This window comes from Pseudomonas sp. C9 (genome assembly GCF_002000165.1).
Taxonomy (GTDB): Bacteria; Pseudomonadota; Gammaproteobacteria; order Pseudomonadales; family Pseudomonadaceae; genus Aquipseudomonas.
In genome coordinates this window covers 3,065,952-3,081,995 of the sequence record NZ_MPAK01000001.1, presented here as the reverse complement: position 1 = coordinate 3,081,995, position 16,044 = coordinate 3,065,952, and the positions used below count along the sequence as shown (strand labels likewise).

The 16,044-nt window shown below is 60.6% G+C and carries 15 protein-coding genes; 5 read left to right on the top strand and 10 right to left on the bottom strand.

Annotated features, from left to right (window positions below; translation table 11 throughout):
* Window position 1 precedes the first annotated feature (1 nt).
* Window positions 2–505 carry an ATP-dependent zinc protease gene (locus tag BMS17_RS14400; RefSeq protein WP_046029899.1) on the bottom strand — a complete coding sequence of 168 codons (504 nt, stop codon included), beginning with the start codon at window positions 503–505 and terminating at the stop codon, window positions 2–4.
* Between the two features lie 299 nt (window positions 506–804).
* Here BMS17_RS14400 and BMS17_RS14395 point away from each other — a divergent pair, with 299 nt between their 5' ends.
* Window positions 805–1,692: an acyltransferase gene (locus tag BMS17_RS14395; RefSeq protein ID WP_077431151.1), complete on the top strand. Its 888-nt coding sequence runs from the start codon at window positions 805–807 to the stop codon at window positions 1,690–1,692.
* A gap of 1 nt (window position 1,693) precedes the next feature.
* Here the strand turns inward: BMS17_RS14395 and BMS17_RS14390 are convergent, their stop codons facing one another.
* Window positions 1,694–2,254 (bottom strand): DUF2780 domain-containing protein, encoded by a 561-nt coding sequence (locus BMS17_RS14390; protein ID WP_077431150.1) that lies wholly within the window; start codon window positions 2,252–2,254, stop codon window positions 1,694–1,696.
* Window positions 2,255–2,469: 215 nt separating this feature from the next.
* Between BMS17_RS14390 and BMS17_RS14385 the strand changes: the two genes are divergently transcribed.
* From BMS17_RS14385 to BMS17_RS14375, 3 genes are read left to right on the top strand one after another with little or no spacing between them, the layout of a single operon-like run.
* Window positions 2,470–3,060: a fasciclin domain-containing protein gene (locus tag BMS17_RS14385; protein ID WP_077431149.1), complete on the top strand. Its 591-nt coding sequence runs from the start codon at window positions 2,470–2,472 to the stop codon at window positions 3,058–3,060.
* 56 nt (window positions 3,061–3,116) lie between these two features.
* Window positions 3,117–3,761, top strand: a complete 645-nt coding sequence (locus tag BMS17_RS14380) for an RNA polymerase sigma factor (RefSeq protein ID WP_077431148.1) — start codon at window positions 3,117–3,119, stop codon at window positions 3,759–3,761.
* A complete protein-coding gene (locus BMS17_RS14375; protein WP_046029892.1) occupies window positions 3,758–4,432 on the top strand; it encodes an anti-sigma factor domain-containing protein in 675 nt (224 codons plus the stop codon). The genes BMS17_RS14380 and BMS17_RS14375 overlap by 4 nt, the downstream gene beginning before the upstream one ends.
* 164 nt (window positions 4,433–4,596) lie before the next feature.
* On the opposite strand, the gene fdhA is transcribed toward BMS17_RS14375, so the two are convergent.
* The 8 genes from fdhA to BMS17_RS14335 form a co-directional block, all read right to left on the bottom strand.
* Window positions 4,597–5,796, bottom strand: coding sequence for a formaldehyde dehydrogenase, glutathione-independent (gene fdhA, locus BMS17_RS14370; RefSeq protein ID WP_077431147.1), 1,200 nt, complete (start codon window positions 5,794–5,796; stop codon window positions 4,597–4,599).
* A 204-nt stretch (window positions 5,797–6,000) separates the two neighbouring features.
* Window positions 6,001–6,858 (bottom strand): formyltetrahydrofolate deformylase, encoded by an 858-nt coding sequence (gene purU, locus BMS17_RS14365; protein WP_077431146.1) that lies wholly within the window; start codon window positions 6,856–6,858, stop codon window positions 6,001–6,003.
* Window positions 6,859–7,050: 192 nt separating this feature from the next.
* Window positions 7,051–7,683 (bottom strand): sarcosine oxidase subunit gamma, encoded by a 633-nt coding sequence (locus tag BMS17_RS14360; protein ID WP_046029889.1) that lies wholly within the window; start codon window positions 7,681–7,683, stop codon window positions 7,051–7,053.
* 129 nt (window positions 7,684–7,812) lie between these two features.
* Entirely contained in the window at window positions 7,813–10,830 is a 3,018-nt protein-coding gene (locus tag BMS17_RS14355) for a sarcosine oxidase subunit alpha (protein WP_046029887.1), read from the bottom strand.
* On the bottom strand, window positions 10,827–11,156 hold the full coding sequence (locus tag BMS17_RS14350; protein WP_007947734.1) for a sarcosine oxidase subunit delta: 330 nt from the start codon (window positions 11,154–11,156) through the stop codon (window positions 10,827–10,829). Before BMS17_RS14350 ends, BMS17_RS14355 begins: the two co-directional genes overlap by 4 nt.
* A 156-nt stretch (window positions 11,157–11,312) precedes the next feature.
* Window positions 11,313–12,563, bottom strand: coding sequence for a sarcosine oxidase subunit beta (locus BMS17_RS14345; RefSeq protein WP_007947735.1), 1,251 nt, complete (start codon window positions 12,561–12,563; stop codon window positions 11,313–11,315).
* Window positions 12,564–12,586: 23 nt separating this feature from the next.
* Window positions 12,587–13,840, bottom strand: coding sequence for a serine hydroxymethyltransferase (glyA, locus tag BMS17_RS14340; protein ID WP_046029886.1), 1,254 nt, complete (start codon window positions 13,838–13,840; stop codon window positions 12,587–12,589).
* A gap of 285 nt (window positions 13,841–14,125) precedes the next feature.
* On the bottom strand, window positions 14,126–14,842 hold the full coding sequence (locus BMS17_RS14335) for a TraX family protein (RefSeq protein WP_077431145.1): 717 nt from the start codon (window positions 14,840–14,842) through the stop codon (window positions 14,126–14,128).
* Between the two features lie 133 nt (window positions 14,843–14,975).
* On the opposite strand from BMS17_RS14335, the gene BMS17_RS14330 reads away from it, so the two are divergent.
* Window positions 14,976–16,016, top strand: coding sequence for a low specificity L-threonine aldolase (locus tag BMS17_RS14330; RefSeq protein WP_046029882.1), 1,041 nt, complete (start codon window positions 14,976–14,978; stop codon window positions 16,014–16,016).
* The last annotated feature ends 28 nt before the right edge of the window (window positions 16,017–16,044 follow it).

Below are 16,044 nucleotides of genomic sequence, written 5' to 3'. Positions count from 1 at the left end.
ATCAGCAGTCGGGTTTGTCGGCGGTAAAACGGCGTGCCGGGTTCACCGCCGCGCCGAACTCACGCAAGGCTTTGGCGCCGATCAACAAAGGGTAGTTGAAGCTGCTGCGGTCAGTCAGGTTGACCTCCACGGTGCGCTTGACGTTACCCAGGCACAGTTCCAGATCGACCACCGGGCGCTTGGAGGGCTCGACCACGTCAGTGTCGTCCTCTTCCTCGGAGCGCGTCTTGATTTTGCTGATCCGCGCGACCTTGTGTTCGTAGACCTTGTTGCTGGCATCCTTGGTGGCGAGGCGGAAACGCACCCATTCTTCCCCATCACGGGTAAAGGTTTCGATGTCCCGGGCCGACAGCGACGCGGTCAGGGCACCGGTGTCCATCTTGGCCTTGAGCACCTCGCCACCGATTTCCGGCAGCGCGATGTATTCGTAACGCCCGTACAGGGTCGGCTCGGCGGCCAGGACTGGCAGGGCCACAAGGGAAAGCAGTGCAAGAAGGGATTTCACGTAATGGGCTTCCTTGAGGAGTGGGCAGCGGCATTTTAGACCGTCAGCGAGCAATTCGTTCGTTCCTGAGATCGCATCGCGAGCAAGCTCGGCTCCTACAGTGGATTGGGGGTACGCAACGAAACCTTGTGGGAGCCGAGCTTGCTCGCGATGGGGCCGGATCAATCAGCACAACAGCTTGGCAGATCCAATTTCGCTCAAGCATATCGGGCCAATCGTGAAACATTCGTCACCGCCGATTTGGCCTGTCGCCCGAAGCTGCTTATCATGGCGCGCCCAAAGGATTCCAAGAGTTACTTATGCGCCGCCTGCTCACCGGCTGTTTCGTTACCCTGCTGCTGTTGCTCAACACCTTGGTCCTGATCGGACCGATGATGGTGTTTGCCCTGCTCAAACTGGTCCTGTCCGGACGCTTTCGCGATTACGCCTCCTGGGTGGTGATGTGGATTGCCGAAACCTGGGCCGAAATCGACAAGCTGATCTTTCGCCTGTGCATCCCCACGCAATGGGACATTCGGGGCGGCAATGACCTGCGCATCGACACCTCTTACCTGGTGATCAGCAATCATCAATCCTGGGTCGATATCCCGGCATTGATCCAGACACTGAATCGCCGCACGCCGTTCTTCAAATTCTTCCTCAAGAAAGAGCTGATCTGGGTGCCGTTCCTGGGGTTGGCGTGGTGGGCGCTGGATTATCCGTTCATGAAGCGCTACACCAAGGCCTTCCTGGCCAAGCATCCGGAACTGGCCGGCAAGGATCTGGAGATCACCAAAGCGGCATGCGAGTTGTACAAGCGTCAGCCGGTGACAGTGGTCAATTACCTGGAAGGCACTCGCTATACCGCAGCAAAAAGTGCCCAGCAGCCATCACCCGTCACTCACCTGCTGCGCCCCAAGGCCGGCGGGGTGGCGTTTGTGCTGGCAGCGATGGGTGAACAGCTGGACGCCATCCTGGATGTGACGGTGGTGTACCCGCAACCGACGATTCCGGGGTTCTGGGATTTGATCAGCGGTGGCGTGCCGAGGGTCATCATCGACATCAAGACCCGCGAACTCGACCCGGCGTTGTGGCAGGGTGATTACGAAAACGATCCGCTGTTTCGCGAAACCATCCAGAACTGGGTCAACCAGCTCTGGATCGAAAAGGACCAGCGCATCGACGCCTTGCGCGCCGAACGCCGCTGAATCAGGTACCGGTGCCTGCGCCCCAGATCCCGCCCAGGTTTGTCAGCAGCGACCCGCCGACGCCCTGCTGACCAAAAAATTGCAGAAGCACGGGGGCAAACAGGCCGATCATGCCAGTGTCCATGCCCAACGCGCTGAAGGCACTGTTCAGGTCGTTGGTGTTATTCACGTTGCCCAAGACGTTGCCCAGACCTGCCGCTTGACCGGACGAGCCAAGCAAGCCGCTGAGGACACCCAGTTCACCGCCACCGGACAGTAAGTCGATTCCGGGCACGCTTTTGGACAACTCCGAGTAGTCGATCGAACTCAATTGATTCTTCGCCAGACCGAGCATCGCCCCGGCACCGCCAATGGCTTGTTCTGGCGTCACGTTTAACTGGCTGAGGGCACTCAGCAGACCGGCCGTCTGCGCGGTCGTCGCAGTCGGCGCGGACGCGGCGGCGTCATCGGCCTGCGTGCCGGAGAGGGCATTGGCCGCATCGAACAGGCTGAACTGAGCAAAGACCGGACTGGCCGCCAGACACATCAGCGAAGCCAGTGCAAAACCGCGTGAAATCTTCATCCAGACATCCTCATGTGCCATGAAAACCACCCGGCAATGGGCGGCGAAAAACTGTGGTTTGGACTGGCATCCCGGGGGATTGTTCCAAGCCTTGGCGATCCCCTGACGAACAGTCGAAAAAGAATGCACCGGCGCTGCATCCAGTCTGGCCCCGCCCGCGTATATCAAGCACGGACAGACAATCCTGGCCGATTCCCTTCACGAGGATCATCACCATGAAACACACATCGATCAAAACGCCGTTGATTGCCAGCCTGCTGACCCTGGCCCTTGGTGGCGGACTCGTCCTGAACACCGTGCAAGCGGCAGACACGAGCCACTCTGTTATCGTCGGCGGCCAAAGCATGATGCAGAGCAAGGACATCATCGATAACGCGGTGAACTCCGCCGACCACACCACCCTGGTCGCCGCCGTGAAAGCCGCAGGCTTAGTGGAGACCCTCAAAGGCAAAGGTCCGTTTACCGTGTTCGCCCCGGTCAACTCGGCGTTCACGGCCCTGCCCGCAGGGACAGTCGATACGTTGCTCAAACCTGAAAACAAAGCCGCGTTGAGCAAACTCCTGACCTACCACGTGGTCGCCGGCACGCTCGACATGAAGACCCTCGCCGAGAAGATCAAGGCCGGCGGCGGCAAGACCGAGCTCACCACCGTTGCCGGCGGCAAGCTCTGGGCGACGATGAACGGCCCGCACAACATCACCATCAAGGATGAAAAAGGTGACGTCGCCGACATCACCACCTACGACGTATACCAGTCCAACGGCGTGATTCAGGTCATCGACAAAGTGCTGATGCCGAAAAGCTGAGCCATACCGCCGACCCCGTCCATCGGGGTCGGCGGGTCTTTTCGAGGTGTCCGGCCGTGAATGGAACAACCGCACGCAGTGAACTAACCTCTGCCTGCAACCGGCCCCGCACGCAGCCCACCACCGCACCCTCGACTGTCTGGAGAACTGCTATTTCCACCGCCGACGCCGATCAGCTCAGGCAGTTGTTGGCCCAGTGTTCACTGGGTGACCGCCGCGCTTTCGAGACGCTTTACCGCAGCGTCGGCCCACGGCTGCATGGCGTAGCGCTGCGTTTCATGGGGCGGCCGGATCTAGCTGAAGAAGTGCTGCAGGAAAGCTTCGTGCGCATCTGGAACAACGCCTCGCGCTACGAGGCGCATCTGTCGGCACCGCTGACCTGGATGATCAACATCACCCGTCATCAGGCGATCGATCAGTTGCGCAAACACCGCGACCGGCCGTTGAGTGACCTTGAAGAACAGGCGCTGGTGGATGAAAGCCCATCGGCCCACGAACAACTCAGCAGTGCCCGTGAGGCCAACGCCTTGAACCGCTGCCTGGAAAGCCTCGACGGCATGCAGCGTCAATCGATCACCGTGGCTTACTTTCAGGGGTTGTCCTGCTCTGAGCTCGCCGAACACCTGGCCGCGCCGTTGGGCTCGGTGAAATCCTGGATCCGCCGCGGTATGGAGCGACTGCGCAGGTGCCTTGAATCATGAACTATCAAACCCCGACCCTGCGCCGCGCCCTCGCCGCCGATTACGCCATTGGCTTGATGCCCTCTGCCGCTCGTCGGCGTTTCGAACAGCTGTTGCTGGAAGACGCGGCGCTTCGTGCGGAATTAGCGCAGTGGCAGGAAAGCCTGGCCAGTTTGACCGAAGCGCTGCCCGAGCAGCCGGTGCCAGATCGGGTATGGCAGGGAATTACGGCGCGGATTGAGCCGCAAGTGCTGCACATGCCGGAAAAACGTCAGTTCTGGAGCTGGTTACGAGTGACGGCGGCGGTTTGCTCGCTGGTGATCGCCGTGACGTTGGGTGTGATTTATAACCGCGACAGTGCGCGTTACAGCGCCACGCTGCTGACTGCCGACGCGCAGCCTGCGCTGAAGGTTGAAGCGCATGAGGATTATTTGAACGTTGAGCCGCTGACGCTGGCAGCGGTTGATCCGGGGCGAAGTCTGGAGCTGTGGGCGATTCCAGCGGATGGCAAGCCGATTTCCCTTGGGGTAATTCCGGCGGGCGGTAAAGGCAAGGTTGAACTGAGCGACGTGCAGAAGGCGCTGATTGGCAAACCGATTGCGTTGGCGGTCAGTCTTGAGCCGAAGGGTGGTTCGCCGACGGGGCAACCAACGGGACCCGTTCTATATCAAGGAGCGTTGGCGGCCCTTTAATGATCGTTCCCACGCTCCGCGTGGGAATGCAGCCCGGGACGCTCCGCGTCCCAAAGCGTGACGCAGAGCGTCACAGGAGGCGTTACCACGCAGAGCGTGGGAACGATCATCTCAGCCATAAAAAACGGCGACCCGAAGGTCGCCGTTTTGTTTTGCGTGGAGGCTTACGCCGCGCTGAACAGTTTGTGCGGATCGATCACAAATTTCTTCGGCACGCCCGCATCGAACTCGCCATAACCACGTGGCGCGTCGTCCAGGCTGATGACTTCAACACCGACGATATCGGCAATGTGGATACGGTCCCACATGATCGCCTGCATCAGTTGGCGGTTGTACTTCATCACCGGCGTCTGGCCAGTGTGGAAGCTGTGGGATTTGGCCCAGCCCAGACCGAAGCGGATGCTCAGGCTGCCCATTTTTGCGGCGGCATCGACAGCGCCCGGATCTTCCGTCACGTACAGGCCCGGAATACCGATCTTGCCAGCAACACGCACGACGCCCATCAACGAGTTGAGCACGGTGGCCGGAGCCTCGTGTTTCACGCCGTCATGGCCATGACCGCGGGCTTCGAAGCCGACGGCGTCGACGGCGCAATCCACTTCCGGTTCGCCCAGCAATGCAGCGATTTGTTCGTGCAGCGGGGTGTCCAGGGACAGGTCGGCGATTTCAAAACCTTGAGCCTTGGCATGCGCCAGGCGAACGGTGTTGACGTCACCGATGATTACCACCGCAGCACCCAGCAGGCGAGCAGAAGCCGCCGCGGCCAGGCCGACCGGGCCGGCACCGGCGATGTACACGGTGCTGCCTGGGCCGACACCGGCCGTCACGGCGCCGTGGTAACCGGTCGGCAGGATGTCTGAGAGGCAAGTCAGGTCGCGGATTTTTTCCATCGCGCGATCGCGATCCGAGAGTTTCAGCAGGTTGAAGTCGGCATACGGCACCATCGCGTATTCGGCCTGGCCGCCGGTCCAGTCGCCCATGTCGACATAACCATAAGCACCGCCCGGACGGGCCGGGTTAACGCTGAGGCAGACACCGGTGTGCATTTCCTTGCAGGAACGGCAGCGCCCGCAAGCCACGTTGAACGGTACGGAAACCAGGTCGCCGATTTGCAGGTTCTCGACGTCGCTGCCCTTCTCGATGACTTCGCCAGTGATTTCGTGGCCCAGCACCAAACCGGTCTGAGCGGTGGTACGGCCGCGCACCATGTGCTGGTCGGAACCACAGATGTTGGTGGACACCACACGCAGGATGACAGCGTGATTAATCTTCCTGCCGCGCGGGTCCTGCATTTTTGGATAGTCGATTTTCTGTATTTCGACTTTGCCATTGCCGAGATACACCACACCACGATTGCCAGACATGCTTTCACCTCGCTGTTGTTTTTATGTAGCGGTCGCGTCGCCATGGGTCGGCGGCGCGTTGATTGCTCGGGTTATTGCTGTTTGTCTTACGTTGTCTGTTTTGGCCTCATCGCGGGCAAGCCCGCTCCCACAGTGGATCTGGGTGGGCCCAAGGTTTGTGAACGACCCAAACCCTGTGGGAGCGGGCTTGCCCGCGATGGCGATCTAAAGAACGACGGTGCGATTGGCGTTCAAAAACACCCGCCGCTCAATGTGATAACCCACGGCCCGGGCCAGGGTCAGCCCTTCGATATCCCGCCCCTTGGCGATCAGATCTTCCGGGTAATGACTGTGATCAACAGCCTCCACGCCCTGGGCAATGATCGGCCCTTCGTCCAGGTCGTTGTTGATGTAATGCGCCGTCGCGCCGACCAGTTTCACGCCCTTGTTGTAGGCCTGGTGATAAGGCTTGGCGCCTTTGAAACCGGGCAGCAGGGAGTGATGAATGTTGATCGCCTTGCCATCGAGCTTGCGGCACAGCTCCGGGGACAACACCTGCATGTAGCGGGCGAGAATCACCAGTTCGGCGCCGGACTCTTCGATCACCTGCCAGACCTGACGCTCCTGTGACGGCTTGTCGTTCGGGTCCAGCGGGAAGTGGTGGTACGGAATCTGGTGCCAGTCGGCCAGCGGCTTGAGGTCCGGGTGATTGGAGACCACGGCGACCACGTCCATCGACAACTGGCCAATGCGTTGGCGATAGAGCAAATCGTTGAGGCAGTGATCGGCCTTGGAGACCATGATCACCACTTTCGGTCGATGGTGCGGCGGTATCAGCTCGAAGAGCATGCCGAAGGCGTCACCGCGCTCGACAAGACCTGCGCGAAACGACTGTTCATCGAAGCCGTCGGGCTGGCGAAACTCCACACGAATGAAAAAACGGCCCGAGAGCCGGTCATCAAAGGAATGGTGTTCGGTGACGTAGCAGCCCTGCTCGAACAGAAAGCGGGTCACCGCGTCCACGGTGCCGAGCATGCTTGGGCAGTCGGCGGTCAGAATCCATGTGTCTGGGGCGCGGCTCATAGTGCGGTGACTCCTGTTCGAAAGTGCAGCAACGCCGCTTGTGTAGCAGCTGCCGAAGGCTGCGTTCGGCGGCGCAGCCGTCGTAAAACCTGAACCCCGGATACTGAATAGAAACCAGGGTGCCTGAATGATGGCGACGACTTCGTCGCCGAACGCAGCCTGCGGCAGCTGCTACAGGGAGTTCAGCGTTCTTCAGGCCTGAACACTAAGCCCGTATTCGGCCGCCGCATCCTGCAACCACAACCACCAGTAATCCGAGAAACTGCGACGGATCAGCAGTTCCCAGGTGTCTTCGGCGGTATGACGGATTACCAGTTGCGACTTGGCGAACACGGTGCCGACAGCCTTGCCCACCGGGAAGCTGTTGGGGTGCACGTCGTAGCTGGTGGATTTCATCAGCACCTGACGTACGTTCGGGCCGCTCAGTTCAAGAATCTGCTGGCCGCCGCTGACGTTGGTGATTGCGATGTGCAGGTCACCCAGCGCTTCACGCAATTTTTTCTCGGCGGCGAATTCTTCACCGGTCGGGACGATCAGCAGCCACTCATCCGGCCCCATCCATTGCAGGCTGGTTTCGCCTTTGATGATGACGCTCAGTGCGCCCGGCAGTTCGATGCCCAGCGCCTTGTGTACGCCAGCGGCAAACGCGGCGTCATGGCCATCACCACGAATAGTCAGATGGCCGAGGAGTTTTTTCTCACGCACGGTCACGCCGGCATTTTTACGACCCTTGCCCACCAGGCTTTGCAGGCCTGCGTGATGCAGCGACGACTCGGCCTTGGCCCCAGTGGTCGGGCGTTGTTGGTAAACATTGGCTGCGGTCATAAAGCACCTTTCCTGAATTCAATTTCCTGTGGGAGCGTGGCTTGCCCGCGATGGGAGCAACTCGGTCTGCCTGTGGCACCGCGTTATCGTTCATCGCGGGCAAGCCCGCTCCCACAGGGGACTGTGGTGTTACACGTTCTGGCGATCACCCTTTGGATCGAAGAACACCGAAGAAACGATTTCCGCCTCGATCACGCTGCCATCGGCCAGCGGTGCGAACACTCGCTCACCGATGCGCTTCAAGCCGCCCTTCACCACGCCCATGGCAAACGAATAGCCGAGGGAGTTGTGCAAGTAGCTGGAGGTGACGTGACCGACCATGGTCATCGGGATCGCCTGCTTGGTGTTGAACACCAGTTGCGCACCTTCCGGCAGCCATTTGGCTGGATCGATCGGCTTCAGGCCCACCAGTTGTTTGCGTTGATCACGCACGCAGTCTTCGCGGTTCATGCCACGCTGGCCAATCCACGAGAACGGTTTGGTGCGACCGACACACCAGCCCATGTTCAAGTCGTCCGGGGTCATCGAGCCGTCAGTGTCCTGACCGACGATGATGAAGCCCTTCTCGGCCCGCAGGATGTGCATGGTCTCGGTGCCGTACGGCGTCAGGTTGTATTGCTTGCCGGCCTCGACGATTTTCTCGAGCACGCCCATGGCGTAGTCGGCTTGTACGTTGACTTCGTAGGACAGCTCACCGGTAAACGAAATCCGGAACACCCGCGCAGGAACACCGCCGACCAGACCTTCTTTCCAGGTCATGAACGGGAACGCTTCGTTGCTCAGGTCGATGTCGGTGACGTCGCTGAGCAGCTTGCGGCTGTTCGGCCCGGACAGGGTCATGGTTGCCCAGTGATCCGTCACGGAAGTGAAGTACACCTTCAGCTCCGGCCATTCGGTCTGGTGGTAGATTTCCAGCCATTGCAGCACGCGTGCAGCGCCGCCGGTGGTGGTGGTCATCACGAAATGGTTGTCGGCGAGACAAGCGGTTACGCCGTCGTCGAAGACCATGCCGTCCTCTTTGCACATCAGGCCGTAACGCGCCTTGCCCACATCGAGCTTGGTCCAGGCGTTGGTGTAGATGCGGTTGAGGAACTCACGGCAATCCGGGCCCTGAATGTCGATTTTGCCCAGGGTCGAGGCGTCCAGCAGGCCGACGCTGTCGCGCACGGCTTTGCATTCGCGTTTCACGGCGGCGTGAATGTCTTCACCGTTTTTCGGGAAGTACCAAGGGCGTTTCCACTGACCGACATCTTCAAATTCAGCGCCGTTTTTCACGTGCCAGTGATGCAGCGCGGTGTGACGGACCGGTTCGAAGATGTGCCCACAGTGACGACCGGCCACGGCGCCAAAAGTCACCGGCGTGTAGTTCGGGCGGAACATGGTGGTGCCCATCTGCGGGATGGTCACGTTCAGCGAACGGGCGGCGATGGCCAGGCCGTTGACGTTGCCGAGCTTGCCCTGGTCCGTACCGAAGCCCAGTGCGGTGTAGCGCTTGACGTGTTCAACCGACTCGAAACCTTCGCGGGTCGCCAGTTCGATGGCGGCAGCGGTGACGTCGTTTTGCAGGTCGACGAATTGCTTCGGCGCCCGTGCGGTGGTTTTTTCGTGCGGCACCTGGAACAGCGCCAGTGTTGGCTCTTCCAGACGGCTCAGGGCTTTGGGCAGTACGCCTTCGACCATTTGGAACCCGGCTTCGGCAGCGGCGCGAGCGCCCCCTTCAAAACCGTCGGCCAGGGAATCGCCAAGGCCGTAGACGCCGTTGATGCCACCGACGCACACGCGTTTTTGCGGTGCTTCGCCCGGTACGAAACCGAGAATGTCTTCACGCCAGATCGGTTTGCCACCCAGGTGCGAAGCCAGGTGAACCACCGGGCTGTAACCGCCGGAGCTGGCAACGATGTCGCAATCGAGCCACTCGCCAGGGCTGGTCACGGCGTGAGCTTTCACATCAATCGCCGCCACGCGAGCAGCGGTCACGTGCTTGCTGCCACGGGCTTCGATCACGGCGCTGCCGGTGAGGATGCGAATGCCTTTGGCGCGGGCTTCTTCCACCAGTGCGCCACGCGGGTTGCTGCGGGCGTCGGCGATGGCCACCACTTGCAGGCTGGCGTCGAGCCAATCCAGAGCAACGCGGTAGGCGTGATCGTTGTTGGTCGACAGCACCAGTTTTTTGCCCGGTGCCACGCCGTAGCGACGTACGTAGGTCGACACAGCGCCGGCGAGCATGTTGCCCGGCACGTCGTTGTTGCCGTAAACCAGTGGACGTTCGTGAGCGCCGGTCGCGAGAACGACACGCTTGGCGCGAACCCGGTGGATGCGCTGGCGGACCTGGCCAATCGGTGCGCGATCGCCGAGGTGATCGGTCAGGCGCTCGTGAATGGTCAGGAAGTTATGGTCGTGGTAACCGTTGACCGTGGCGCGCGGCAACAGCAGCACGTCCGGGGTGTCCTTGAGCTCGGCGATGACGCTGGCGATCCATTCGGCAGCAGGCTTGCCGTCGAGGCTTTCGCGGGAATCGAGCAGGCTGCCGCCGAACTCTTCCTGCTCATCAGCGAGGATCACACGGGCACCGCTGCGCGCGGCAGCGAGTGCAGCGGCCAGGCCAGCGGGGCCGCCGCCGACGATCAGCACGTCGCAGTGCTGGTTCATGTAATCGTAGGTGTCCGGATCGTTCTCGGTCGGCGAGCGGCCAAGACCGGCGGCCTTACGAATGTACTTCTCGTAAGTCATCCAGAACGATTGCGGGTACATGAAGGTTTTGTAGTAGAAGCCCGGCGGCATCAGCTTGCCGCCGACCTTGCCGAGAATCCCCATCATGTCGTTGTTCACGCTCGGCCAACCGTTGGTGCTGGTGGCGACCAGGCCCTGGTACAGCGCCTGTTGCGTGGCGCGCACGTTCGGAATCTGCGTAGCTTCGGTCGCGCCGATTTGCAGCACGGCGTTCGGCTCTTCGGCGCCGGCAGCGAAGATGCCGCGCGGACGGGAATACTTGAAGCTGCGACCGATGATATCCACACCGTTGGCCAGCAGGGCTGCGGCCAGCGAGTCGCCTTCAAAGCCTTTGTAGCTCTGGCCGTTGAAGGTGAAGCTCAGGACTTTGTTGCGGTCGATCCGTCCACCGTTGGACAGGCGATTGATCTGGCTCATACCTTCGCTCCCAGAGCCTGCGCGGCCGCTTTCGGACTTTCAGTCTTGTCGGTGAACTGCGGCTTGGTGCCGATCTTGTAGGTTTCCAGAATCTCGTAGGTCACGGTGTCGCGGGTGACGTTGAAGTACTGACGGCAACCGGCAACGTGATCCCACAGTTCGTGGTGCAGACCGCGAGGGTTATCGCGGAAGAACATGTAGTCGCCCCACTCCTCGTCGGTGCAGGTGGTCGGGTCCAGTGGACGCGGGATGTGCGCCTGGCCGGATGCATGAAATTCCTCTTCGGAGCGCAACTCGCCGCAGTGAGGACAGAAGATATGCAACATGGGGATTTCTCCTATCAAGCGCCGTGAAAACGTAGCGAGCGAAGGCAAGACAAGGCAAAAACAGGCGAGAAAGCGGAGCTTAGTTTACTAAGTGAGCATTTCGAGCCTGTTTTTAACGCCGTATTGCCGAGCGCAGTAGTTTTCATGGGGCCTTTGTTAGTGGGCAACCGCAGCAGCGCCGTGTTCATCGATCAACGCACCGTTGTGGAAACGGTCGATGGAGAAAGGTGCGGCCAATGGGTGCATTTCACCCTTGGCCAGGCTTGCGGCAAACACGTTGCCCGAGCCAGGTGTCGCTTTGAAGCCGCCGGTGCCCCAACCGCAGTTGAAGAACATGTTCGGTACCGGGGTTTTCGAAATGATCGGGCAGGCATCCGGCGTGGTGTCGACGATGCCGCCCCACTGACGGTTCATGCGTACGCGGGACAAGACCGGGAACATCTCGACGATGGCCTGGATCGTGTGTTCGATCACCGGGTACGAACCGCGCTGGCCGTAGCCGTTGTAGCCGTCGATACCGGCGCCGATCACCAGGTCGCCCTTGTCGGACTGGCTGATGTAACCGTGCACGGCGTTGGACATGATCACGCTGTCGATAATCGGCTTGATCGGCTCGGACACCAGCGCTTGCAGCGGGTGGGATTCGATCGGCAGACGGAAACCGGCGAGTTTGGCCATGTGCCCGGAGTTACCGGCGGTGACCACACCGACGCGCTTGGCGCCGATGAAACCCTTGTTGGTTTCAACGCCGATGCACACACCGTTTTCCTTGCGGAAACCGATCACTTCGGTCTGCTGGATCAGGTCCACGCCCAAGGCGTCGGCGGCACGGGCAAAGCCCCACGCCACGGCATCGTGACGGGCCACGCCGCCGCGACGCTGGACGGTCGCGCCCATCACCGGGTAGCGGGTGTTTTTCGAGCAGTCGAGGTACGGAATCTCGTCGGCCACTTGTTTGGCATCGAGCAGTTCACCGTCCACGCCGTTGAGGCGGTTGGCGCTGACGCGACGCTCGGAATCACGGATGTCTTGCAGGGTGTGGCACAGGTTGTAAACGCCACGCTGGGAGAACATCACGTTGTAGTTCAGGTCCTGGGACAGGCCTTCCCACAGTTTCATTGCGTGTTCGTACAGGTGCGCCGACTCGTCCCACAGGTAGTTGGAGCGAACGATGGTGGTGTTGCGCGCGGTGTTACCGCCACCCAGCCAGCCCTTTTCGACCACGGCCACGTTGGTGATGCCGTGTTCCTTGGCCAGGTAGTAGGCGGTCGCCAGACCATGCCCGCCACCGCCGACGATGACCACGTCATAGACCTTTTTAGGGGTCGGCGTGCGCCACATTTTCTGCCAGTTTTCGTGATGGCTGAGGGAGTGTTTGAAGAGGCCGAAGCCCGAGTAGCGTTGCATAGTCATTTACTCCAAAACCGCGCTCAGCGATAAACCGGGAAGTCCGCGCACAGTGCCGACACTTGCTGGGCAACATTGGCCTCGACATCGGCATCGCCGAGGTTGTCGAGGATGTCGCAGATCCAGCCGGCCAGCGTGACGCACTGGGTCACCTTGAAGCCGCGCGTGGTCACCGCCGGGGTGCCAATGCGCAGGCCGGAGGTGACGAACGGCGACTGTGGATCGTTCGGGACAGCATTCTTGTTGACGGTGATGTGGGCGCGACCGAGTGCTGCGTCCGCCTCTTTGCCGGTGAGGCCCTGACGGATCAGGCTGACCAGGAACAGGTGGTTATCGGTGCCGCCGGACACTACATCGTAGCCGCGTTTGATAAACACGCCGGCCATGGCCTGGGCGTTGTCGATCACTTGTTGCTGGTAAACCTTGAAGCCTGGTTCCAGCGCTTCCTTGAAGCACACCGCTTTACCGGCGATGACGTGCATCAGCGGGCCGCCCTGGGCACCCGGGAATACTGCGGCGTTGAGCTTTTTCTCGATTTCTTCGTTGGCCTTGGCCAGGATCAGGCCGCCACGTGGACCGCGCAGGGTCTTGTGGGTAGTGGTGGTGACCACGTCGGCGTACGGCAGCGGGTTCGGGTACAGACCGGCGGCGACCAGACCAGCGACGTGGGCCATGTCGACGAACAGCAGTGCACCGACCTTGTCGGCGATCTGACGGAAGCGTGGGAAGTCGAGGGTCTTGGAGTAGGCCGAGAAGCCGGCAACGATCATCTTCGGCTTGCACTCGACGGCCAGACGCTCGACTTCGTCGTAGTCAATCAGACCGGTTTTGGTGTCGATGCCGTACTGCACGGCGTTGTACAGCTTGCCCGAGGACGACACTTTGGCGCCGTGGGTCAGGTGACCGCCATGGGCCAGGCTCATGCCCAGAATGGTGTCGCCAGCCTGAATCAAGGCCAGGTACACGGCGCTGTTGGCCGAGGAACCGGAGTGCGGCTGCACGTTGGCGTAATCAGCGCCGAACAACTGCTTGGCGCGCTCGATGGCCAGGGCTTCAACCTTGTCCACGTGCTCGCAGCCACCGTAGTAGCGCTTGCCCGGATAACCTTCGGCGTATTTGTTGGTCAGGCCGCTGCCTTGCGCTTCCATGACGCGCTTGCTGGTGTAGTTCTCCGACGCGATCAGCTCGATGTGATCTTCCTGACGTTGCTCCTCGGCATTCATCGCCGCCAGCAGTGCATCGTCGTAACCCTGGATCTGGTCTTGCTTGCTGAACATCGCGTCTCTCCCAGCGGCATCTGTGCGCCATTCGTCTCGGTAAGGCACTGGCATGACGGCAGTGCCCTTTGATGCCGATGGTATGACCGGCGCAGACAGGTCAAATGCCTACGGACGCCACGCAAAGGTGCGTTTACGACATAAGCCGAAATGCCTGACCGGACACAATCTTCAAACTTGAAAGAATCCCCTGTGGGAGCGGGCTTGCCCGCGATAGCAGTGTGTCAGTCGGCATCATTGCTGGACCTGACTTCGCCATCGCGGGCAAGCCCGCTCCCACAGGAGTCAGGCAGCGATCTGACGGACAAGTAGCAGCAGGAAAAAATGCACGGGATATAGCGCATACGCCCAGCGGCGCATGGGCGGTGGTTTTACGCCTTTTGCGTGTCGCAACAGGACCAGCCCCAACCATGGCGCAATCAGACAAGCAACAATACCGGGGATGGCCGCGCTGTTGCCCAGCCGGGCGGCGTAATACAGCGTGTGCCATTCGTTGGCCGCCAGGCAGACCAGTCCCGGCAACAGCGCAAAATACCAGGGCCGCCGGATCACCAGCAGCATCGCCAACGGCAATAGCACACCGAAGAAGCCGAACATCAACCGTTGCCAGAACAGCATCGCCACCAGCAATGCAGCAGCGGCCAACAGTCGCGATTGCAGCGTCTGGTGCTGCCAGCCACGCGCCACCAACAGGCCCAGGGCCAGCGTGGGCAACACGTTCAAGGTGTCGGGATCAGGAATGAACATTCGGTAAGGAATTTCGCTGATCGCACTGAACAGCAGCAACCAGCCGAAATATCGCCATTGACCTTGCGTCGTCGCCACGTCGGTTCGCGACAGGTTCACGGCCATCGCCAGACAAAACCACGGAAACGCCAGCCGTCCCGGGACATACAGCAAATCGACGGAGTAACCGACATATCGCAGGTGATCGATCACCATGCTCAGCAGCGCCAGCCACTTGAGCAGATCCAGTGCCCCATCCCGTTGACTCATGTGCATAATTGCCCGTCGTCTTTGTATTTTTCTGTCAGACACATCGCGTGTGCTCCCCGGATGATCTTCGGTAAAGTGCGCACCATCATTGACCACGAGACGCTTCACCATAAGCGCCTCGACCACGGAAAGCAGGGCCATGACCGATAAGAGCCAACAATTCGCCAGCGACAACTATTCCGGTATCTGCCCTGAAGCCTGGGCAGCCATGGAACAGGCCAACCACGGCCACCAGCGTGCTTACGGCGACGATGAATGGACCGCTCGCGCGTCCGACGATTTCCGCAAACTGTTCGAAACCGACTGCGAAGTATTCTTCGCCTTCAACGGCACCGCCGCCAACTCGTTGGCCCTGTCGTCGCTGTGCCAGAGTTACCACAGCGTGATCTGCTCGGAAACTGCCCACGTCGAAACCGACGAATGCGGCGCCCCGGAATTCTTCTCCAACGGTTCCAAGCTGCTCATCGCCCGCACCGAAAACGGCAAGCTGACCCCGGAATCGATCCGCGAAGTGGCCCTCAAGCGCCAGGACATCCACTACCCGAAACCGCGCGTCGTGACCCTGACCCAGGCGACGGAAGTGGGCAGCGTCTACACCCCGGACGAAATCCGCGCCATCAGCGCCACCTGCAAGGAACTGGGCCTGAACCTGCACATGGACGGTGCGCGTTTCTCCAACGCCTGCGCGTTCCTTGGCTGCTCTCCGGCAGACCTGACCTGGAAGGCCGGCGTTGACGTGCTGTGCTTTGGCGGCACCAAAAACGGCATGGCGGTCGGTGAGGCGATTCTGTTCTTCAACGAAAAACTGGCTGAAGACTTCGACTACCGCTGCAAACAGGCCGGGCAACTGGCGTCGAAAATGCGCTTTTTGTCGGCACCGTGGGTCGGGATCCTGGAAAACGACGCCTGGCTCAAATACGCCCGCCACGCCAACCACTGCGCGCAGTTGCTGGCCGAACTGGTGAGCGACATACCTGGCGTGGAACTGATGTTCCCGGTACAGGCCAACGGCGTGTTCCTGCAACTGTCTGAACCTGCAATTGCTGCCTTGACCGCCAAGGGCTGGCGCTTCTACACCTTCATCGGCAACGGCGGCGCACGCTTCATGTGCTCGTGGGACACCGAAGAAGAACGCGTCCGTGAACTGGCCGCCGACATTCGCGAAGTCATGTCCCGCTGATCACCACGCCAGTCTGCCGCAACACACT

Excerpts from the sequence above, each read along its gene's own strand:
- BMS17_RS14350 (WP_007947734.1), bottom strand. The coding sequence starts at position 11,156 with ATGTTGCATATCTTCTGTCCTCACTGCGGCGAGTTGCGCTCCGAAGAG.
- glyA (WP_046029886.1), bottom strand. The coding sequence starts at position 13,840 with ATGTTCAGCAAGCAAGACCAGATCCAGGGTTACGACGATGCACTGCTG.
- BMS17_RS14395 (WP_077431151.1), top strand. The coding sequence starts at position 805 with ATGCGCCGCCTGCTCACCGGCTGTTTCGTTACCCTGCTGCTGTTGCTC.
- purU (WP_077431146.1), bottom strand. The coding sequence starts at position 6,858 with ATGAGCCGCGCCCCAGACACATGGATTCTGACCGCCGACTGCCCAAGC.
- BMS17_RS14375 (WP_046029892.1), top strand. The coding sequence starts at position 3,758 with ATGAACTATCAAACCCCGACCCTGCGCCGCGCCCTCGCCGCCGATTAC.
- BMS17_RS14355 (WP_046029887.1), bottom strand. The coding sequence starts at position 10,830 with ATGAGCCAGATCAATCGCCTGTCCAACGGTGGACGGATCGACCGCAAC.
- BMS17_RS14345 (WP_007947735.1), bottom strand. The coding sequence starts at position 12,563 with ATGCAACGCTACTCGGGCTTCGGCCTCTTCAAACACTCCCTCAGCCAT.
- BMS17_RS14390 (WP_077431150.1), bottom strand. The coding sequence starts at position 2,254 with ATGAAGATTTCACGCGGTTTTGCACTGGCTTCGCTGATGTGTCTGGCG.
- BMS17_RS14360 (WP_046029889.1), bottom strand. The coding sequence starts at position 7,683 with ATGACCGCAGCCAATGTTTACCAACAACGCCCGACCACTGGGGCCAAG.
- BMS17_RS14330 (WP_046029882.1), top strand. The coding sequence starts at position 14,976 with ATGACCGATAAGAGCCAACAATTCGCCAGCGACAACTATTCCGGTATC.
- BMS17_RS14335 (WP_077431145.1), bottom strand. The coding sequence starts at position 14,842 with ATGCACATGAGTCAACGGGATGGGGCACTGGATCTGCTCAAGTGGCTG.
- fdhA (WP_077431147.1), bottom strand. The coding sequence starts at position 5,796 with ATGTCTGGCAATCGTGGTGTGGTGTATCTCGGCAATGGCAAAGTCGAA.
- BMS17_RS14385 (WP_077431149.1), top strand. The coding sequence starts at position 2,470 with ATGAAACACACATCGATCAAAACGCCGTTGATTGCCAGCCTGCTGACC.